The sequence below is a fragment of the Klebsiella sp. TF21-TM genome (genome assembly GCF_019753495.1).
GTDB classification, from domain to species: domain Bacteria; phylum Pseudomonadota; class Gammaproteobacteria; order Enterobacterales; family Enterobacteriaceae; genus Klebsiella; species Klebsiella quasipneumoniae.
The window spans coordinates 82475-103821 of sequence record NZ_JAIJYL010000009.1; the positions used below are offsets into that span (position 1 = coordinate 82475).

Consider the following 21347-nt stretch of genomic DNA (forward strand, 5'->3'; position numbering starts at 1 on the left):
TCGCTATCGCGCAATGCCGGCCCCCGCAGAGGCCAGCGGCCTTTTAGCGCACCATGCATGGACGCTTGTTGTCAAAGGTCCAGCCCGGGATCAGGTACTGCATCGCCATCGCATCGTCGCGGGCGCCAAGGCCATGTTTCTTATATAGCTCATTTGCCTGCATGACGCGGTCCATATCCAGCTCAACCCCCAGACCCGGCGTGCTCGGCACCTGCACCATTCCGCCTTTAATTTCAAACGGTTGTTTGGTCAGACGCTGGTTGCCCTCCTGCCAGATCCAGTGGGTATCGATAGCGGTGATCTTGCCCGGCGCCGCAGCCGCGACGTGGGTGAACATCGCCAGCGACACGTCGAAGTGGTTATTGGAGTGCGAACCCCAGGTCAGGCCGAACTCATGACACATCTGCGCCACGCGAACCGACCCCTGCATGGTCCAGAAGTGCGGGTCCGCCAGCGGGATATCCACCGACTGCAGGGAGAGCGTATGGCCCATCTGCCGCCAGTCGGTGGCGATCATATTGGTGGCGGTCGGCAGGCCCGTCGCGCGACGGAACTCCGCCATCACTTCGCGGCCGGAGAAGCCCTGCTCAGCGCCGCACGGATCCTCAGCATAGGCCAGCACGCCCTTCAGCTGCTTGCCAATCTGAATGGCTTCTTCAAGCAGCCAGGCGCCGTTCGGATCGAGGGTCACGCGGGCATCCGGGAAGCGCTTCGCCAGGGCGCTGATCGCTTCGGCTTCTTCAAAACCGGCCAGTACGCCGCCCTTCAGCTTAAAGTCGTTGAAACCATATTTTTCATAGGCCGCTTCCGCGAGGCGGACCACCGCATCCGGCGTCATTGCCTCTTCATGGCGCAGGCGATACCACTCGCACTGTTCATCCGGCTGGCTCTGATAGGCCAGCGGCGTGGCGTGGCGGTTACCGATAAAGAACAGGTAGCCCAGCATTTCAACTTCACTGCGCTGTTGCCCATCGCCGAGCAGCGAGGCGACGTTGACCCCAAGGTGCTGGCCCAGCAGGTCCAGCAGCGCCGCTTCGATCCCGGTCACCACGTGGATGGTGGTTCGCAGGTCAAAGGTCTGCAGGCCGCGGCCGCCGGCGTCACGGTCGGCGAACTGATTGCGCACCGCGCCGAGCACGTTTTTATACTCGCCCAGCGTTTTGCCCACCACCAGCGGAATGGCATCCTCCAGAGTCTGGCGAATTTTTTCGCCCCCCGGAATTTCACCGACGCCTGTATGGCCGGCGTTATCTTTGATAATCACGATATTGCGGGTGAAGTACGGAGCGTGGGCCCCGCTCAGATTCATCAGCATACTGTCATGGCCGGCAACCGGGATCACCTGCATGGTGGTGACAACGGGCGTGGAAGAGAAAGTCGTCATAGCATCATCCTTTTGTAATTAGTGGCGGCCGAAAACAGGACGTTTGCGGTCGAATGTCCAGCCGGGGATCAGGTACTGCATCGGGCCCGCGTCGTTGCGCGCGCCGCCCGGCAGCGCTTTATAGGCCTCATGGGCTCTGCGCACCTGCTCCCAGTCAAGTTCCACGCCGAGTCCCGGCGCGTCTGGCACGGCAATCTTGCCGTTAATAATCTGCAGCGGATTTTTGGTCAGGCGCGCGTCGCCTTCCTGCCAGATCCAGTGGGTGTCGATGGCGGTGGGATGGCCCGGCGCGGCGGCGCCGACGTGGGTAAACATCGCCAGGGAAATATCAAAATGGTTGTTGGAATGGCAGCCCCAGGTAAGCCCCCAGTCGTCGCACAGCTGCGCCACTCGTACCGCGCCGGAGAGCGTCCAGAAGTGCGGGTCCGCCAGCGGAATATCGACGGCGTTGAGCATCACCGCATGACCCATCTCGCGCCAGTTGGTGGCGATCATATTGGTGGCGACCGGCAGCCCGGTGGCGCGGCGGAACTCGGCCATCACCTCCCGGCCGGAGAAGCCCTGCTCGGCGCCGCACGGATCTTCGGCGTAGGTCAGAACATCCTGCAGCCCTTTGCACAGGGCGATCGCCTCATCCAGCAGCCAGGCGCCGTTAGGATCGACGGTGATGCGCGCGTCCGGAAAGCGCTTTTTCAGCGCCCGGGCGGTGTCAATTTCCTGCTCGCCGGGCAGCACGCCGCCCTTCAGCTTAAAGTCTTTGAAACCGTAGCGATCCTGAGCGGCTTCCGCGAGGCGCACCACCGCTTCGCTGCTCAGCGCCTGCTGGTGGCGCAGGCGATACCATTCGTGATCGCCCGGCGTATGGTCCAGATAACCCAGGTCGGTTTTCTGCCGATCGCCGATATAGAACAGGTAGCCCAGCACGGTGACGGCATCACGCTGCTTACCCGGGCCCAGCAGCTCGCAGACCGGCACATTGAGCACCTTGCCGAGCAGGTCGAGCAGCGCGGCCTCCAGCGCCGCTACCGCGTTGACTTTCAGTTCGAAGGTCCATGCCCCTTTGCCAAAGGTGTCGAAATCCGCCGCCTGATTGCCTTTGTGCACCTGCTGCACCACGCGATTGAGACGGGCGACCTCCTGACCTACCACCTGCGGGATCGCCGCCAGCAGCGTCTGGTAGATGACCTCTCCGCCAGGGGCTTCTCCCACGCCGGTGTTGCCGGCGTTATCGGTCAATACCACGATATTGCGGGTAAACCAGGCGTTATGCGCCCCGCCGATGTTCAGCAGCATGCTGTCGTGTCCGGCCACCGGAATGACCTTCATCTCTGTAATAATCGGGCTGGATTGAGTAGTCATGATTAACGCCCCACCACAGGTTTCAGTTCGATGCGTTTGATGTCGCCCACCAGCACCAGATAGCTCAGCACCGCCACCAGGGCATGGATACCTACGTAAACCAGCGCCCCGTTGAACGAGCCGGTGGTGCCGACGATATAGCCGATAGCGATCGGGGTGACGATACCGGAGATATTGCCAAACATGTTGAACAGACCGCCGGAAAGACCGCTAATCTCTTTCGGCGCGGTATCCGCCATCACCGCCCAGCCAAGCGCGCCGATCCCTTTGCCGAAGAAGGCCATCGCCATAAAGCCAATCACCATCCACTCCACGTTGACATAGTTACACATCAGCATGGTCATGGAGAGCAGCATCCCCAGCACAATCGGCGTTTTGCGGGCAATGTTCAGCGAGCCGGTGCGGCGCATTAACCAGTCAGAGATCACCCCGCCCAGCACCCCGCCGACGAAGCCGCACACCGCCGGAATGGAGGCGACAAACCCCGCTTTAAGGATCGACATGCCGCGCGCCTGCACCAGGTAAACCGGGAACCAGGTGATAAAGAAGTAGGTCAGGGCGTTAATGCAGTACTGACCGATATAGATGCCGATCATCATCCGCGATCCGATCAGCTGCTTGATCTGCCCCATTTTGACGCTGAACGGCACCTTCTGCGCGCTGCTCTTTTGATCCATGTTGATCAGGGCGCCGCCTTCGGCGATATATTCCAGTTCCTTCTTGTTTACCCCCGGATGGTTGTTCGGATCGTGGATCACTTTCAGCCAGACAAAGCTAATCACAATCCCCAGGCCGCCCATAAAGAAGAAGACGTGCGACCAGCCCACCTCATGCGTCAGCCAGCCCATGATCGGCGCGAAGATAACGGTGGCAAAGTACTGGGCGGAGTTAAAGATCGCCACCGCCGTGCCGCGCTCCTGCGCCGGGAACCAGGCGGCCACGATACGGCTGTTACCCGGGAATGACGGCGATTCGGCCAGGCCAACGAGGAAGCGCAGGGTAAACAGCGCGACGATAATGCCAAAGCCGCTGAAGATGTCGACGAAGCCCTGCAGCAGGGTAAACATCGACCAGATGAAGATCGACCAGAAATAGACGCGCTTCGAACCGAAGCGGTCGAGCAGCCAGCCGCCCGGGATCTGGCCGATGACATAAGCCCATGAGAACGCAGAGAAGACATACCCCATTCCCACCGGATCCAGGCCGATATCTTTGGCCATTTCCGAACCGGCGATCGACAGCGTCGCCCGGTCGCCATAGTTAAAAGAGGTGACGATAAACAGCATCACCACTATCCAGTAGCGGGCGTTGGTGCGCTTTTCAGCCGCCGTCGCCGCCTGACTTAATGAACTCATTGTTGTACTCCTGAATCATAGCGTTTAGCTACGTTCATTCTGAACAGCACAACCTGTAGGGTAATCAGAATGACGTGGTCGTGTTTTGATAGTTGTCGTTATATCTGGCACTGCATTTATCACTGGCTGGAGCAGTATATGAAGAGGCACACCGCGGCTCACCGTGCATCTACACAGCTTTTACGCCGCTATTGCAGGTGGTTTATGGCATATGCCTGAAAGAGTGGGGGGAAGTTCACGGAAATGAAAAACCAGCGCCGCGGGTGGTCAAAAGCGCAGCAATAAGAGCCGGAGTGTGAAATACCTCTCTTGACCCGGTGAAACCGGCTGGCTTAACCCATGATATTGCTAAGGATATTGTGCATTTGCCTGAAGGCGTGCCGCCCGGAAAGGGATACACTTTTGCTGTCCGCGTATCTGGCCGCGACATCTTGAAAGGGCGCCCTCTGCGTAGGGAGAGGGCAGCGCTTTTATTCCAGCAGGGTAGCCCACTGCTCAACCCATGGATTAGAGACGCTCTCCGGCTCCGGATCTTCGCTGGCGTCAATCTTCAGCATCTCGCCGATGCGCTTCGCGCCCTGCTCCTGCAGCAGTTGATCGAACTTCAGGCCTCCGCCGCAAAAGTTGGCGTAGGTGCTGTCGCCCAGCGCGATAATGCCGTAGCGCAGGTGAGGCTGATACATATCTTTAATGCCCTCATACAGCGGGACGATGCTGTCCGGCAGATCGCCCTGCCCGGTGGTGGAGGTGACCACCAGCACATACTTACCCGTGTAGGACTCCCAGTCGTTGACCTGCGGATCCTCATACACGGTAGCCTTGTGTCCCAGTCCGCTGAGGATCGCTTCCGCTTCTTCCGCGACCAGCAGCGAGTTGCCGTACATGGTGCCGACAAAAATTCCGACTTCCGCCATGCTATTATCTCCCTGGATTGACCTTATTCTCTTCATCCTGACCGCAGTCGTCGGCAAACTCAACCCTTTCATTTAGCGGGAGAAGCCCGCGCCAGCCAAACTGCGACAGCGCACGCATCCAGACGTCGTCAAAACCGGCGCGCAGGGTCAGCGGCTCACCGGTAAAGGGATGGATTAAAGACAGTTCGCTGGCGTGCAGCATCAGGCGGTGACAGCCGAAATGCTCCGCGGCGCTGCGGTTTTGCCGCAGATCGCCGTGCTTGCTGTCGCCGAGGATCGGATGACGCAGGTGGGCCAGATGGCGGCGCAGCTGGTGCTTGCGGCCGGTTTTCGGCTCCAGTTCCACCAGCCCGTAGCGGGTGGTGGGATAACGCCCGGTCGCCACCGGCATCTCCACCGTCGCCAGACCACGGTAATGGGTCACCGCCGGCTGCGGCCCTTTGTCTTCGCGGGCGAACTTATCGGCGATTTTATCCAGCTCTTCCACCAGAGGATAATCGAGCAGCGCCTCTTCCATCAGCCAGCCGCGGACGATCGCATGGTAGCGCTTCTGGATCTGATGCTGCTCGAACTGCTGCGCCAGCAGGCGCCCCGCCTCGCTTGACAGCCCCATGAGCAGGACGCCGGAGGTGGGCCGATCAAGGCGATGGGCGGTAAAAACGTGCTGGCCGATCTGGTCGCGCACGGTCTGCATCACCACCACTTTCTCATCGCGATCGAGCCAGCTGCGATGCACCAGCCAGCCCGACGGTTTGTTGACCGCCACCAGCCAGTCGTCCTGGTAGATTATCTCCAGCATCAGGCCTGCTCACCGGCAAACAGCGCGTCCAGCAGCAGCAGCTCCGCCAGCATGGATTCGCGAACCGGGTGGGCTTGATCCAGCGCCATTTCGTAATACGGCGTAACGGCGAAATTTTGCGGCAGCGGCTGGCCGCTCTCCAGCAGCTGATGCATACGCGGGATCAGGACCCACTGCAGCCACTCCAGCGGCTCCAGGGTATCCAGGCAAAACGGCTTATCGCTGGCGAAGGCGCTGCTGTCCGGCGCCGTCTCCTGCCAGTGCTCTGTTTCGCGCAGCAGGGCTTCAATGGCGCGCAGGCGATCGCGCACGCTATCGTCAAGAGTCATGGGGGAAACCTCGATGAGTTAAAAACCGGGCGCAGGATAGCAAATCCGCAGGAGAAATAAAAAAAGGGAGCACTGTATATACAGTGCTCCCGGTTCGTTTTGCAGCATTCCCGCTACATTGGTGCTCCCTGCTCGTCCTTGAAAACTTTTCCTGAGGTCTCCTGACCATGTTCATCCATAAACTCGTGCATCCTGCTTTCACACCACCCCGATGCGAAATGACTTATCCTTAAGTTTGTCCCGATCTTCCAGATCCACCGTTCATCCTGAGCGGCTCTCATTCTCCATCCTGGAGGTGTCCATTACGCGATCCTGCGTTATCCTTGCTTCATCCTGAAGCCTGTCCTTGCAACGCCATCCTGGCGGGTCCTGCAGAAGCGCCATCATCCTGATGTTCGCTTCATTTCGCGACTTCCTGTCGACAGACATAGGATCACTGATTCTGCCTCTTCTTACAACCCTTCTTGAGACAATCTCTTAAGATTAGTCCCCACTCAAAAGGACGAAAAAATAAAAATCCAATTTAATACCAATAAGTTAACAAAAAAAGATTGGATTAAATTTGCCTTAAATGATGATGATCTCTTACAGGTTTTGTAAGAGATCTCTCACAAATGACCAGGCAGACTGGATTACAGAACCGGCTCAAGCTGGTTGAGGAAACCCGCAAGCGAGGGGGAAAGGGCGATGCGTTTGGCGGTGCCGAGGGTCTCTTTGACGACTTCACCGCTGAGATTACAGACGGAAATGACATCCAGTTCACTCTCGAGGGTGGCGATAAACAGCGTCGGCGCCAGCTTCAGCCGCTTCTGCACCACCAGATGCCCGATGAGGTTTTCCTGCACCCGCTGGAAATCCTCTTCACTCCAGGTCTGCAGCAGCGTTAGCGTTTCGCCGGCAAACCGGCCGGTCATATCGCCGGCAAACTGAGTGGTATAATAAGAATGAAGCGGCTGTTGTACCACAATATCCAGGGCGCGTTCAACCGCGCTGATATTTTGCGCCAGCGAAAACGGCTGCGGCTGCCAGAACACGGCCTCGCCCTGGGTGTCGACGACGCAAGGCGACGGGACGCCATAAAGCTCTTCACTGCGCGGCAGGCTGTGGCGCTGCTGCTGCCAGGCGGCGCAATAACGTTGGGTAAAAGCATGCAGCGCTTCTGCGGTCTGATGGTCCACCGGTTTCTCTCTTCACGTTAGACAGGATACACTGGGGTCATAGTGTACCCGCTTTACTATGGTGAAACATGTCTTCTTACGATAATCATCAGGCGCTGGCCGGCCTGACGCTCGGTAAATCAACCGATTACCGCGATACCTATGACGCCTCGCTGCTGCAGGGCGTTCCGCGCAGCCTTAACCGCGACCCGCTTGGCCTGCATGCCGACAACCTGCCGTTTCACGGCGCCGATATCTGGACGCTGTACGAACTCTCCTGGCTGAACGGCAAAGGCCTGCCGCAGGTGGCCGTCGGCCACGTCGAACTGCCCGACACCAGCGTCAATCTGGTGGAGTCAAAAAGCTTTAAGCTTTATCTCAACAGCTTTAACCAGACGCGTTTCGCCAGCTGGCAGGAGGTTGAAGAGACGCTAACCCGCGATCTGAGCGCCTGCGCCCAGGGCGAGGTCAAGGTGTCGCTGTACCGTCTGGATGAACTGGAAGGCCAGCCGATTGCCCACCTGCACGGCGCCTGCATCGACGATCAGGATATCGAGATCGATAACTATCAGTTCAGCGCCGACTACCTGCAGGGCGCCGCCAGCGGCAAAATCGTGGAAGAAACGCTGGTCAGCCATCTGCTGAAGTCCAACTGCCTGATCACCCACCAGCCGGACTGGGGCTCGGTGCAGATCCAGTATCGTGGGGCGAAAATCGACCGCGAGCAGCTCCTGCGCTATCTGGTTTCGTTCCGACACCATAACGAATTCCATGAGCAATGCGTCGAGCGCATCTTTAACGATATTCTCCGTTTCTGCCAGCCGGAATCGCTTTCCGTTTACGCCCGCTATACGCGACGCGGTGGTCTGGATATCAACCCCTGGCGCAGCAACGGCGACTTTTCCCCTGCCACCGGCCGCCTCGCCCGACAATAATAAACATTTTCACAATTTGCGTGCGTTTAGACGCGCGCAAGGTTGTGGAAACGCCGCTCGCAGGGCTATTGTAATCACAGGAAGACCATAAGCGTCCTGTAAGGAGTTCACTTGATTACACATGTTAGCCCGCTTGGTTCAATGGATATGCTGTCGCAGCTGGAAGTGGATATGCTTAAGCGCACCGCCAGCAGCGATCTGTATCAACTCTTTCGCAACTGCTCGCTTGCTGTGCTCAACTCGGGGAGCCTGACCGATAACAGCAAGGAGCTTCTGTCCCGTTTTGAAAATTTCGATATTAACGTGCTGCGTCGCGAACGCGGCGTGAAGCTGGAACTGATCAACCCGCCGGAAGAGGCCTTCGTTGACGGGCGCATTATTCGTTCCCTGCAGGCCAACCTGTTTGCCGTGCTGCGCGATATCCTGTTCGTGTACGGCCAGATCCACAATACCGTTCGCTTCCCGAACCTCGATCTCGAAAGTTCGGTCCATATCACCAACCTGGTGTTCTCGATCCTGCGCAACGCCCGCGCGCTGCACGTCGGCGAAGCGCCGAACATGATCGTCTGTTGGGGCGGCCACTCGATCAACGAAAACGAATACCTCTACGCCCGCCGCGTCGGTACGCAGCTGGGACTGCGGGAACTCAACATCTGCACCGGCTGCGGGCCTGGCGCGATGGAAGCGCCGATGAAAGGCGCCGCCGTCGGCCACGCGCAGCAGCGCTACAAAGACAGCCGCTTTATCGGCATGACCGAACCGTCCATTATCGCTGCGGAACCGCCAAACCCGCTGGTCAATGAACTGATCATCATGCCGGACATCGAAAAGCGTCTGGAGGCCTTCGTGCGCATCGCCCACGGGATCATCATCTTCCCGGGCGGCGTCGGCACCGCCGAAGAGCTGCTTTACCTGCTGGGTATTCTGATGCATCCGGATAACAAAGCGCAGGTGCTGCCGCTGATCCTCACCGGACCGAAAGAGAGCGCTGACTACTTCCGCGTGCTGGACGAATTTATCACCCATACTCTGGGCGAATCCGCCCGTCGCCACTACCGGATCATCATCGACGACCCGGCGGAAGTGGCGCGGCAGATGAAAAAAGCGATGCCGCTGGTGAAAGAGAGCCGTCGCGAGACCGACGACGCCTACAGCTTCAACTGGTCGATTCGTATCTCGCCGGACCTGCAGATGCCGTTTGATCCGACCCATGAAAACATGGCCAACCTCAAACTCTCCCCGGACCAGCCGGTGGAAGTGCTGGCCGCCGACCTGCGCCGCGCCTTCTCCGGCATTGTCGCGGGTAACGTCAAAGAGGTGGGCATCCAGGCCATCGAGCAGTACGGTCCTTATAAGCTGCACGGCGACCCGGAGATGATGCGCCGCATGGACGATCTGCTGCAGGGCTTCGTCGCCCAGCACCGCATGAAGCTCCCGGGCGGCACCGCCTATATTCCCTGCTACGAAATCATCGCCTGATTTCCGTCCCGCCGGGGCAGCGCCTGTTGCCCCGGCGGGCACGCTTTCTCTGACTTCCAAAACGCGCTAAAAAACTTTCTGTTACTCATCAAACAGCTAAATTATTTTTACATAGCCAATCGTTTGCGTTGGTAAAAACTGCGACAATTATCACTGCAAAAAATGGTTTTAAGCGCAAAAACGTCGACCACTTCTCTTTTTTACAGTAAATCCCTCGTTATTACGCCACCCAGCTTTTATCTCATATGCTGCAAATGGTAGCCTGCGCGCCACAAATCGCTGGCTGATCACCAGAAACAGGCTGTTGGACTAAAAATACGCACATTGAAAGTGGATTATTGCATTTGAGATCGCGATCACTGATGCATAAACCATATAAATGTATCTTTCCGGCCCAATTATTACGGAGAAAATTTCTAAAAAAACCGTAATTAAACGAATTTCGTGTTACGCAATTGTATTTGTTCATTAGATTTTGTTGATTCCTCCAGGAGATACAGATGGAAACCACTCAAACCAGCACCATCGTTTCGGGCGAAACCCGCAGCGGATGGCGTAAAACCGACACCATGTGGATGCTGGGCCTGTACGGTACAGCGATCGGCGCGGGCGTCTTGTTCCTGCCGATCAACGCCGGCGTCGGCGGCATGATCCCCCTGATTATCATGGCGATTCTGGCCTTCCCGATGACCTTCTTCGCCCACCGCGGTATGACGCGCTTCGTGCTCTCCGGCAAAAACCCGGGCGAAGACATCACTGAAGTGGTTGAAGAACACTTCGGCGTAGGCGCAGGGAAGCTGATTACCCTGCTCTACTTCTTCGCTATCTACCCAATCCTGTTGGTCTACAGCGTGGCGATCACCAATACCGTCGAAAGCTTCATGGCGCACCAGCTGCACATGACGCCGCCGCCGCGCGCGATTCTGTCGCTGATCCTGATCGTCGGCATGATGACCATCGTGCGTTTCGGCGAGCAGATGATCGTGAAAGCGATGAGCATTCTGGTGTTTCCGTTCGTAATCGCCCTGATGATTCTGGCGCTGTACCTGATCCCGCAGTGGAACGGCGCGGCGCTGGAGACCCTCTCCCTGAGCGGCGCCTCCGTCACCGGCAACGGCCTGCTGATGACCCTGTGGCTGGCGATCCCGGTCATGGTCTTCTCTTTCAACCACTCGCCGATCATCTCCTCCTTCGCGGTTGCCAAGCGTGAAGAGTACGGCGAAGGCGCCGAGAAAAAATGCTCCAGCATCCTGGCTCGCGCTCATATCATGATGGTGCTGACCGTGATGTTCTTCGTCTTCAGCTGCGTCCTGAGCCTCTCTCCGGCAGACCTGGCGGCGGCGAAAGAGCAGAACATCTCGATTCTGTCTTACCTGGCGAACCACTTTAACGCGCCAATCATTGCCTGGATGGCGCCGATCATCGCGATGATCGCCATCACCAAATCCTTCCTCGGCCACTACCTGGGCGCCCGCGAAGGCTTTAACGGCATGGTGATTAAGTCCCTGCGCGGTAAAGGAAAATCTATCGAAATCAACAAACTGAACAAGCTGACCGCGCTGTTCATGCTGGTGACCACCTGGATTGTCGCGACGCTGAACCCGAGCATCCTCGGCATGATCGAGACCCTTGGCGGCCCGATTATCGCGATGATCCTGTTCCTGATGCCGATGTACGCGATTCAGAAAGTGCCGGCGATGCGTAAATACAGCGGCCACGTCAGCAACGTCTTCGTGGTGATTATGGGTCTGATTGCCATCTCCGCGATCTTCTACTCGCTGTTCAGCTAATTCAGTCAACACCTCCCCCCGCGCCGCTGAACGGCGGCGCGCTTTCCGACAGCACGGGAATACATATGATCAGCGTATTCGATATCTTTAAAATCGGCATTGGCCCTTCCAGCTCCCATACCGTTGGACCGATGAAAGCGGGCAAACAATTCACTGACGACCTGATCGCGCGCGGCCTGCTGGCCGAGGTGACCAAAGTGGTCGTCGACGTCTACGGCTCCCTCTCCCTGACCGGTAAAGGCCACCATACCGATATCGCGATTATCATGGGGCTCGCCGGCAACCTGCCGGACACCGTCGACATCGACGCTATCCCTGGCTTTATTCAGGACGTTAACACCCATGGTCGCCTGATGCTGGCCAACGGCCAGCACGAAGTGGACTTCCCGGTCGATCAGTGCATGAATTTCCATGCCGACAACCTGTCGCTGCATGAGAACGGCATGCGCATCACCGCCCTGGCCGGCGACCAGGCGCTCTACAGCCAGACGTACTACTCCATCGGCGGCGGCTTTATCGTCGATGAAGCGCACTTCGGCCAGACCACCGACGCGCCGGTGGCCGTCCCTTATCCTTATAAAAACGCCGCCGACCTGCAGCGTCACTGCCGCGAAACCGGGCTGTCGCTCTCCGGCCTGATGATGCAGAACGAACTGGCGCTGCACAGTAAAGAGGCGCTGGAGCAACACTTCGCCGCGGTGTGGGAAGTGATGAGCGCCGGTATTGAGCGCGGCATCACCACCGAAGGCGTCCTGCCGGGCAAACTGCGCGTTCCGCGCCGGGCTGCCGCGCTGCGCCGCATGCTGGTGAGCCAGGACACCACCAACAGCGACCCGATGGCGGTGGTCGACTGGATCAATATGTTCGCCCTCGCGGTGAACGAAGAGAACGCCGCCGGCGGCCGGGTGGTGACGGCGCCGACCAACGGCGCCTGCGGTATCGTGCCGGCAGTGCTGGCCTATTACGACAAGTTTATCCGCAAGGTGAACAGCAACTCCCTGGCGCGCTATATGCTGGTGGCCAGCGCGATTGGTTCGCTCTATAAGATGAACGCCTCGATCTCCGGCGCCGAAGTGGGCTGCCAGGGTGAAGTGGGCGTCGCCTGCTCGATGGCGGCGGCCGGTCTGGCTGAACTGCTGGGCGGCAGCCCGGGCCAGGTGTGCATCGCGGCAGAGATCGCCATGGAGCATAACCTCGGTCTGACCTGCGACCCTGTCGCCGGCCAGGTGCAGGTGCCGTGCATCGAACGCAACGCTATCGCCGCCGTGAAAGCGGTCAACGCCGCGCGAATGGCGCTGCGCCGGACCAGCGAGCCGCGCGTCTGCCTCGATAAAGTCATTGAGACCATGTACGAAACCGGCAAAGACATGAACGCCAAGTACCGGGAAACCTCTCGCGGGGGGCTGGCGATGAAAATTGTCGCCTGCGATTAACCTGCTGGCCCGCCGGGCGTCGCCGCGGCGGGCCAGCTTTTGACCGGAATCCTGCCTGATTTGCGAGTGTGATTCCCGATCCTCGCTCTACCAATGGCCTCGAATCACCACCGATGTTACCCTAAAGGCGCTGAGAATAAGGGGGTATCTGTGGCTGTTCATCTGTTAATCGTCGACGCGTTAAATCTGATCCGCCGCATCCACGCGGTACAGGGCTCGCCCTGCGTCGATACCTGCCTGCATGCGCTGGAGCAGCTGATCGTCCATAGTCAGCCCACCCACGCGGTGGCGGTGTTTGATGATGAGGATCGCGCCCACGGCTGGCGCCACCAGCGCCTGCCGGAGTACAAAGCCGGCCGCGCGCCGATGCCGGAGACCCTGGTCGCCGAGATGCCGGCGCTGCGGGCCGCCTTCGAGCAGCGGGGGATCCGCTGCTGGGCCTCGCCGGGCAGCGAAGCGGATGACCTCGCCGCCACCCTGGCGGTGAAGGTGGCCCAGGCGGGCCATCAGGCCACCATTGTCTCCACCGACAAAGGCTACTGCCAGCTGCTGTCGCCCACCATCCGCATCCGCGACTACTTTCAGAAGCGCTGGCTGGACGCCCCCTTCATCGCCAGCGAGTTCGGCGTCACCCCGGAGCAGCTGGCGGATTACTGGGGGCTGGCGGGGATCAGCAGCTCGAAGGTGCCGGGCGTAGCGGGCATTGGCCCCAAAAGCGCCGCCCAGCTGCTGAACGAGTTCCAGGACCTGGAGGGGCTGTATGCCCGCCTGGCCGAGGTCCCGGAAAAGTGGCGCAAAAAGCTGGCAACGCATCAGGAAATGGCCTTCACCTGCCGGGAAGTCGCCCGCCTGCAGACCGACCTGCAGCTGGACGGCAATCTGCAGCAGCTGCGGCTGACGCGCTGACCCTACCCGGCGCGGCGGCACTGCCTGCTTCGGCCGGTGCGGCCCCTCACCAGGCCGCCTGATATAACCCGACGATATCGGCCAGGCTCGCCTCGCGCGGGTTGCCGCCGGTACACACATCCGCCAGCGCCGCCTGGGCCAGCGCCGGAATATCCTCTTTCCTGACGCCCACCTCGCGCAGATGGCCGGGAATACCGACATCGCGGTTGAGCTGGCAGACCGCCTCCACCGCCGCCAGGCGCGCGGCGCTCAGGCTTAACGCTTCCACTTTGACGCCCATCGCCCTGGCGATATCGCGATATTTTTCCCCGGTCGCCTCAGCATTAAAGCGCATCACGTGCGGCAGCAGGATGGCATTCGCCACACCGTGCGGCGTGTTGTAAAAAGCGCCGAGCGGATGCGCCATGCCGTGCACCAGGCCAAGCCCGACGTTGGAAAATCCCATCCCCGCCACATACTGGCCGAGCGCCATGGCTTCCCCCGCTCCGGCGTCTCCGGCAACCGAGCCGCGCAGCGCGCCGGCGATGATCTCGATGGCTTTGAGGTGCAGCGCATCGGTCAAAGCCCAGGCGCCGCGGGTGAGGTACCCTTCGATAGCGTGCGTCAGGGCGTCGACGCCGGTCGCCGCCTTCAGCGCCGGCGGCATGGCGTCCATCATATCGGCATCGATAAAGGCCACCTGCGGAATATCGTGCGGGTCGACGCAGACAAACTTACGCCGTTGTTCTTCATCGGTGATGACATAGTTAATCGTCACCTCCGCCGCGGTACCCGCGGTGGTCGGCACCGCGAAGATCGGCACGCTGGGCTGACGGGTGGGCGACAGCCCCTCCAGGCTGCGGACATCGGCGAACGCCGGGTTACGCTGAATAATACCGATTGCCTTACAGGTATCCTGCGGCGAACCGCCGCCGATGGCGATCAAGTAATCCGCCCCGCTGCGCTGAAAGGCCTGCAGCCCCTGCTGGACCACGGCGATGGTGGGATTGGGGATCACGTCGCTGAACATGTCCCATGCCAGCCCGGCGGCGTCCAGTTTGTCAGTGACTTTTGCCGCCACGCCGCACTGCGCGAGGGTGCTGTCGGTCACGATCAATGCCTTGCGATAACCGCGCCGCAGCACTTCATCGGTTAATGCGTTTATCGCCCCCCGGCCAAACCACGCCGTTTCGTTGAGGATCATTCGGTTTGCCATCGCGTCTCTCCTGTTAGCGTTGCGGCATCACTCTTCAATGCGTAATCCGTAGGTTTTGAACTTCTCCAGCACGATGGCGATCGCCTCGTCATCCAGCACCGGTACCGGGTCGGTAATCGCCAGCGTGCTGAGATAGAGCTGGGCCAGGACTTCCACTTCATGCGCCAGCCAGAGCGCTTTCTCCAGGCTGGCCTCGCAGGCGATCAGGCCATGATGCTGCAGCAGCGTGGCTTTGCGGTGCTTCAGCGCCACCGCGACATGCTCAGACAGTTCGCGGGTGCCGAAAGTGGCATAGGGCGCGCAGGGGATCGAATTCCCGCCCGCCGCGGCGATCATATAGTGGATGGCCGGAATGGGCCGGTTGAGGATCGACACCGCCGTACAATGCACAGCGTGATTGTGGACCACCGCCTGGGCATCGGGCCGCGTCTGGTAGGCCGCCTGATGGAAACGCCATTCGCTGGAGGGCAGTTTTCCCTGCTCATGCTGGCCGTCGGCATCAATAAAGACGATCTTCTCTTCCGTCAGTTTTTCATATGGGATGCCGGTGGGCGTGATCAGCATCCCCCCCTGATAGCGCACGCTGACATTGCCGGCGGTCCCCTGATTTAACCCCAGGCGGGTCATTTCCAGGCAGGTATCGATAATCTGCCGGGCCAGTCTGTTTCTTTCCATTGCTTTCCTCTTTTGGCGACTCATCATCCGTCAACGGCAGGGCAACGCAATTATTGTCGGCTACCGTGGGATAGGTTGAATAATGATCTCCATCTTCAGCCTGAATAATCACAGGGGAATTTTCATCGCCATATTTTGTGAACCACGTCAATTATTTCGCCCTAAAAAAAGGGATCAGACTGGTTAATCGACCATTTAAAATGCCCGTTCTTAAAAATATTCCATCAAGCGGGCATTTTATTTTCCTGTAACATTTGCCCGTTTTCCACGATATATATTCAATCGGTCATTGGCGTTGTGGTTTTGTGAATTTATTTTCTCAAACGGTCAGCGATTTTGAAAAATTAAAGTGACAATTATCACATAAAATGGTCCGCAGAGCGTTAAGTGTGACCCTCATCATATTAACAGGCGGTTTTTATTTGAAAATGAAGCCATGAGTTCCGCCGTGACTTTCATTTCACTCACCGGCGCGTCACCTGAGCTCACTTAATTTTGCGGTCTGCTGCAGCACCAGACTGCGCCCTGAATGCTGTTGTAACTGCTTCTGAACTGATGAGGACGCTATGGGAAACACAACGATACCAACGCAAAGTTACCGCGCCATGGAGAGCGGGCAGAGTAAGAGCTATATTATTCCTTTTGCTCTGCTATGCTCCCTCTTTTTTCTGTGGGCCGTGGCCAATAATCTTAATGATATTTTATTGCCGCAATTTCAACAGGCCTTTACGTTGACTAACTTTCAGGCCGGATTAATCCAGTCGGCTTTTTATTTTGGCTATTTTGTTATTCCCATCCCCGCCGGGATGCTGATGAAAAAATTCAGCTATAAAGCAGGCATTCTTACTGGTCTGTTTTTATATGCCTGCGGCGCCGCGCTGTTCTGGCCTGCCGCCGAAGTGATGAATTACACCCTATTTCTGATTGGATTATTTATTATCGCCGCCGGGCTTGGCTGTCTGGAAACCGCGGCCAACCCGTTTGTCACCGTTCTCGGTCCGGAAAGCGGCGGTCACTTCCGTCTTAATCTGGCCCAGACCTTTAACTCATTTGGCGCCATTATCGCCGTGGTATTTGGCCAGAGCCTTATTTTGTCCAACGTCCCGCATCAGCCGCAGGAGGTGCTGGATAGCATGACCCCAGAACAGCTCGGCGCCTGGAAGCACAGCCTGGTTCTGTCGGTACAAACCCCCTATATGATTATCGTGGCCATCGTGCTGCTGGTCGCCCTGCTGATCGTCTGCACCCGCTTCCCGTCGCTGCAAAGCGATGACCACAGCGACAGCGCGCAGAGCACTTTTCTCGCCTCGCTGTCGCGCCTGATGCGCATCCGCCACTGGCGCTGGGCGGTTCTGGCCCAGTTCTGCTATGTCGGCGCGCAGACCGCCTGCTGGAGCTATCTGATTCGCTACGCTGTCGAAGAGATCCCGGGCATGACGGCCGGTTTCGCCGCCAACTACCTCACCGGCACCATGGTCTGTTTCTTCATTGGCCGTTTCACCGGCACCTGGCTTATCCGCCGCTTCGCGCCGCATAACGTACTGGCTGTCTATGCGCTTATCGCCATGCTGCTCTGTTTGCTCTCCGCCTTCAGCGGCGGCCACGTCGGCCTGCTGGCCCTTACCCTGTGCAGCGCCTTTATGTCCATTCAGTACCCGACCATCTTCTCGTTGGGGATTAAGCAGCTGGGCCAGGACACCAAATATGGCTCGTCCTTTATCGTCATGACCATCATCGGCGGCGGGATCGTCACCCCGGTGATGGGCTTTGTCAGCGATGCCGCCGGCAATATCCCGACCGCTGAGCTGGTCCCGGCGCTGTGCTTCGCCATCATCTTTATTTTTGCCCGTTTCCGCTCGCAAGCGGCGACGAACTAAACCTGTTATCCGCATAACCTGAGGGATCTGTAATGAAAAAAATCAGCTTACCGAAGATCGGTATCCGCCCGGTAATCGATGGTCGTCGCATGGGGGTCCGCGAATCGCTGGAAGCGCAAACCATGAACATGGCGAAAGCCACCGCCGCGCTTATCAGCGAGAAGCTGCGCCATGCCTGCGGCGCCCGGGTGGAGTGCGTGATCGCCGATACCTGCATCGCCGGCATGGCCGAGTCGGCCGCCTGTGAAGAGAAATTCAGCAGCCAGAACGTTGGCGTCACCATCACCGTCACCCCCTGCTGGTGCTACGGCAGTGAAACCATCGACATGGATCCGCTGCGCCCGAAGGCCATCTGGGGCTTTAACGGCACCGAACGTCCGGGGGCGGTCTATCTGGCCGCCGCGCTGGCGGCCCACAGCCAGAAAGGGATCCCGGCGTTCTCCATCTACGGGCATGACGTGCAGGATGCCGATGACACCTCCATCCCGGCGGACGTCGAAGAAAAACTGTTGCGCTTCGCTCGCGCCGGCCTGGCCGTCGCCAGTATGAAGGGGAAAAGCTATCTGTCGCTGGGCGGCGTCTCAATGGGCATCGCCGGCTCCATCGTCGACCACAACTTCTTTGAATCCTGGCTCGGGATGAAGGTTCAGGCAGTCGACATGACGGAGCTGCGCCGGCGAATCGATCAGAAAATCTATGATGAAACCGAGCTGGAGATGGCGCTGGCGTGGGCGGATAAACATTTCCGCTACGGCGAAGATCAGAACGCCGAGCAGTATAAGCGCAATGAAACGCAGAGCCGCGCGGTGCTGAAAGAGAGCCTGCTGATGGCGATGTGCATCCGCGATATGATGCAGGGCAACGCGAAGCTCGCGGAAAAAGGGCTGGTGGAGGAGTCGCTGGGCTACAACGCCATCGCCGCCGGTTTCCAGGGCCAGCGCCACTGGACCGATCAATACCCCAATGGCGATACCGCCGAAGCGCTGCTCAACAGCTCTTTTGACTGGAACGGCGTGCGCGAGCCGTTCGTCGTCGCCACCGAAAACGACAGCCTCAACGGCGTGGCCATGCTGATGGGCCACCAGCTCACCGGCACCGCCCAGGTGTTTGCCGACGTGCGCACCTACTGGTCGCCGGACGCCGTTGAGCGCGTCACCGGGCAGCCGCTCACCGGCCGGGCGGAGCACGGCATTATTCACCTGATTAACTCCGGCTCCGCGGCGCTGGACGGCTCCTGCCAGCAGTGCGACGCGCAGGGCAACCCGACGATGAAACCTCACTGGGAGATTGAACAGAACGAGGCGGATGCCTGCCTCGCGGCCACCGAATGGTGCCCGGCGATCCATGAATACTTCCGCGGCGGCGGCTTCTCTTCCCGCTTCCTGACCGAAGGCGGCGTGCCGTTCACCATGACCCGGGTGAACATCATCAAAGGTCTGGGACCGGTGCTGCAAATTGCCGAAGGCTGGAGCGTGGCGCTGCCCAAAGCGATGCACGACCAGCTCGACGCCCGCACCAACTCCACCTGGCCCACCACCTGGTTTGCCCCGCGCCTCACCGGCAAGGGCCCGTTCAGCGATGTGTACTCGGTCATGGCCAACTGGGGCGCCAACCACGGCGTGCTGACCATCGGCCATGTCGGCGCGGATTTCATTACCCTCGCCGCCATGCTGCGCATTCCGGTCTGCATGCACAACGTGGAAGCGGCGAAAATCTACCGCCCCTCCGCCTGGGCCGCGCACGGCATGGACATCGAAGGCCAGGACTATCGCGCCTGCCAGAACTACGGGCCGCTGTATAAGCGTTAACTGGTGGGTTTAGCCGGTGGCGCAGGCTTACCGGGCCTACAGACGCGCGCTGTTTGTAGGCCGGATAAGCGCCGCGCCATTCGGCAATGTTGTTTCGGGAGTCACTATGAAGCAAGACGTTATCCTGGTCCTCGACTGCGGCGCCACGAACGTGCGGGCGATGGCCGTTGACCGACAGGGGAACATTGTCGCCCGCGCCGCCACGGCAAACGCCAGCGACATCGCCGCTGAGCGCAGCGACTGGCACCAGTGGTCGCTGGAGGCCATTATGCAGCGCTTTGCCGATTGCTGTCGGCAGATCCACGACCCGCTGGCCTCCTGCACGGTACGCGGCATCGCCGTCACGACCTTTGGCGTCGATGGCGCGCTGGTGGATGAGCAGGGTGCGCTGCTGTATCCGATCATCAGCTGGAAATGCCCGCGCACCGCGGCGGTGATGGACACCATCAGCCGGTATATGCCCGCGCGCCAGCTGCAGCAAATCGCCGGCGTCGGCGCCTTTGCGTTCAACACCCTGTATAAGCTGATCTGGCTGAAAGAGAACCACCCGCAGCTGCTGGCGCAGGCCCATGCCTGGCTGTTCATTTCGTCGCTGATCAACCATCGGCTGACCGGGGAGTTCACCACCGACCTCACCATGGCGGGCACCAGCCAGATGCTCGATCTCCGGCAGCGCGATTTCAGCGCGCCGATCCTGCAGGCGACCGGCCTGCCGCGCCGCCTGTTCCCACGGCTGGTAGAAGCGGGCCAGCCGATCGGCGGCCTGCTGCCGGAGGCCGCTGCGCTGTTGGGCCTTCCCGTCGGGATCCCGGTTATCTCGGCCGGGCACGACACCCAGTTCGCCCTGTTTGGCGCCGGCGCCGGGCAGGATGAGCCGGTGCTCTCCTCCGGGACCTGGGAGATCCTGATGGTGCGCAGCGCGCAGGTCGACACCTCGCTGCTCGGCGACTACAGCGGCTCCACCTGCGAACTGGACAGCCAGCCGGGGCGCTATAACCCGGGGATGCAGTGGCTGGCCTCCGGCGTGCTCGAATGGGTGCGTAAGCTGCTGTGGAGCGCCGACACGCCGTGGCAAACTCTGATTGACGAAGCCCAGGCGATCCCGCCCGGCGCCGAGGGCGTCAGGATGCAGTGCGACCTGCTCGCCAGCCAGCACGCCGGCTGGCAGGGCGTCACGCTCAACACCACCCGCGGCCATTTTTACCGTGCCGCGCTGGAGGGGTTAAGCGACCAGCTGGCGCAGCATCTGCAAACCCTGGAAAACATCGGCCGCTTCCGGGCGAAAGAGCTGCTGCTGGTCGGCGGCGGCAGCCGCAACGCGCTGTGGAACCAGATCAAGGCCGACCGGCTGGGAATACCGATCAAAGTGCTCGACGATGCCGAAACCACGGTGGCCGGCGCGGCGATGTTTGGCTGGTATGGCGTGGGCGAGTTCTCTTCGCCGGAGCAGGCCAGAGCGCAGGTCGCGTACCGCTACCGCTATTTTTGGCCGCAAACTGAACCTGAATTCACAGAGGAAGCCTGAGATGCTCAAAACCATTTCCCCGCTGATATCGCCGGAACTGCTGAAAGTGCTGGCCGAAATGGGCCATGGGGATGAAATTATTTTTTCCGATGCCCACTTCCCGGCGCACAGCATGGGTCCGCAGGTGATCCGCGCCGACGGCCTGCGGGTCAGCGACCTGCTGCAGGCGATTATCCCGCTGTTCGAGTTAGACAGCTACGCGCCGCCGCTGGTGATGATGGCTGCCGTCGAAGGCGATGCCCTCGACCCGACGGTGGAACAGCGCTATCGGCAGGCGCTCTCGGCGCAGGCCCCCTGCCCGGACATCGTGCGGATTGACCGCTTCGCCTTCTACGAGCGGGCGCAAAAAGCCTTTGCGATCGTTATCACAGGAGAGTGCGCTAAGTACGGAAATATCCTTTTAAAAAAAGGAGTCACGCCGTAATCT

The 21347-nt window shown here is 59.5% G+C and carries 18 protein-coding genes; 9 read left to right on the forward strand and 9 right to left on the reverse strand.

All coding sequences use genetic code 11. The features are described 5' to 3' along the window. Nucleotides 1–43 precede the first annotated feature (43 nt). The 7 genes from gudD to syd form a co-directional block, all read right to left on the reverse strand. Nucleotides 44–1384, reverse strand: a complete 1341-nt coding sequence (gene gudD, locus K5R89_RS10855; RefSeq protein WP_060591965.1) for a glucarate dehydratase — start codon at nt 1382–1384, stop codon at nt 44–46. Nucleotides 1385–1402: 18 nt separating this feature from the next. Continuing rightward, a complete protein-coding gene (locus K5R89_RS10860; protein WP_023290834.1) occupies nt 1403–2743 on the reverse strand; it encodes an enolase C-terminal domain-like protein in 1341 nt (446 codons plus the stop codon). 2 nt (nt 2744–2745) lie between these two features. After that, entirely contained in the window at nt 2746–4098 is a 1353-nt protein-coding gene (locus tag K5R89_RS10865; protein WP_044524535.1) for an MFS transporter, read from the reverse strand. A gap of 470 nt (nt 4099–4568) precedes the next feature. Beyond that, on the reverse strand, nt 4569–5012 hold the full coding sequence (locus K5R89_RS10870; RefSeq protein ID WP_004205560.1) for a flavodoxin: 444 nt from the start codon (nt 5010–5012) through the stop codon (nt 4569–4571). 4 nt (nt 5013–5016) lie between these two features. Next, a complete protein-coding gene (truC, locus tag K5R89_RS10875; protein WP_065882020.1) occupies nt 5017–5811 on the reverse strand; it encodes a tRNA pseudouridine(65) synthase TruC in 795 nt (264 codons plus the stop codon). Further along, a complete protein-coding gene (locus tag K5R89_RS10880) occupies nt 5811–6140 on the reverse strand; it encodes a YqcC family protein (RefSeq protein WP_023290837.1) in 330 nt (109 codons plus the stop codon). The genes truC and K5R89_RS10880 overlap by 1 nt, the downstream gene beginning before the upstream one ends. A 632-nt stretch (nt 6141–6772) precedes the next feature. After that, complete coding sequence (gene syd / locus K5R89_RS10885; protein ID WP_112201270.1) at nt 6773–7318, reverse strand: SecY-interacting protein; 546 nt, start codon at nt 7316–7318, stop codon at nt 6773–6775. A 68-nt stretch (nt 7319–7386) separates the two neighbouring features. Between syd and queF the strand changes: the two genes are divergently transcribed. From queF to xni, 5 genes are all read left to right on the forward strand, one after another. Further along, the gene (gene queF, locus K5R89_RS10890; RefSeq protein ID WP_023290839.1) at nt 7387–8232 is read left to right on the forward strand and encodes an NADPH-dependent 7-cyano-7-deazaguanine reductase QueF; all 846 of its coding nucleotides are present in this window, start codon (nt 7387–7389) and stop codon (nt 8230–8232) included. Between the two features lie 111 nt (nt 8233–8343). Beyond that, entirely contained in the window at nt 8344–9711 is a 1368-nt protein-coding gene (gene ppnN / locus K5R89_RS10895; RefSeq protein WP_023290840.1) for a nucleotide 5'-monophosphate nucleosidase PpnN, read from the forward strand. Nucleotides 9712–10211: 500 nt separating this feature from the next. Next, nucleotides 10212–11501: an HAAAP family serine/threonine permease gene (locus K5R89_RS10900; protein ID WP_023290841.1), complete on the forward strand. Its 1290-nt coding sequence runs from the start codon at nt 10212–10214 to the stop codon at nt 11499–11501. 65 nt (nt 11502–11566) lie between these two features. Continuing rightward, entirely contained in the window at nt 11567–12934 is a 1368-nt protein-coding gene (locus tag K5R89_RS10905) for an L-serine ammonia-lyase (RefSeq protein ID WP_044524543.1), read from the forward strand. Nucleotides 12935–13084: 150 nt separating this feature from the next. Beyond that, nucleotides 13085–13840, forward strand: a complete 756-nt coding sequence (gene xni, locus K5R89_RS10910) for a flap endonuclease Xni (RefSeq protein ID WP_023290853.1) — start codon at nt 13085–13087, stop codon at nt 13838–13840. Between the two features lie 46 nt (nt 13841–13886). Here the strand turns inward: xni and fucO are convergent, their stop codons facing one another. Together fucO and fucA are read right to left on the reverse strand one after the other, a co-directional pair. Further along, the gene (gene fucO, locus K5R89_RS10915) at nt 13887–15035 is read right to left on the reverse strand and encodes a lactaldehyde reductase (RefSeq protein ID WP_152842260.1); all 1149 of its coding nucleotides are present in this window, start codon (nt 15033–15035) and stop codon (nt 13887–13889) included. 27 nt (nt 15036–15062) lie between these two features. After that, the gene (fucA, locus tag K5R89_RS10920) at nt 15063–15710 is read right to left on the reverse strand and encodes an L-fuculose-phosphate aldolase (protein WP_023290855.1); all 648 of its coding nucleotides are present in this window, start codon (nt 15708–15710) and stop codon (nt 15063–15065) included. 566 nt (nt 15711–16276) lie between these two features. Between fucA and fucP the strand changes: the two genes are divergently transcribed. The 4 genes from fucP (at nt 16277) to fucU (ending at nt 21344) form a co-directional block, all read left to right on the forward strand. Beyond that, on the forward strand, nt 16277–17587 hold the full coding sequence (gene fucP, locus K5R89_RS10925) for an L-fucose:H+ symporter permease (RefSeq protein WP_023290856.1): 1311 nt from the start codon (nt 16277–16279) through the stop codon (nt 17585–17587). A 32-nt stretch (nt 17588–17619) separates the two neighbouring features. Beyond that, entirely contained in the window at nt 17620–19395 is a 1776-nt protein-coding gene (gene fucI / locus K5R89_RS10930) for an L-fucose isomerase (protein WP_217259451.1), read from the forward strand. 106 nt (nt 19396–19501) lie between these two features. Further along, nucleotides 19502–20920, forward strand: coding sequence for an L-fuculokinase (gene fucK / locus K5R89_RS10935; protein WP_072413507.1), 1419 nt, complete (start codon nt 19502–19504; stop codon nt 20918–20920). Between the two features lies 1 nt (nt 20921). After that, complete coding sequence (fucU, locus tag K5R89_RS10940; RefSeq protein ID WP_023290859.1) at nt 20922–21344, forward strand: L-fucose mutarotase; 423 nt, start codon at nt 20922–20924, stop codon at nt 21342–21344. Nucleotides 21345–21347: the final 3 nt, after the last annotated feature.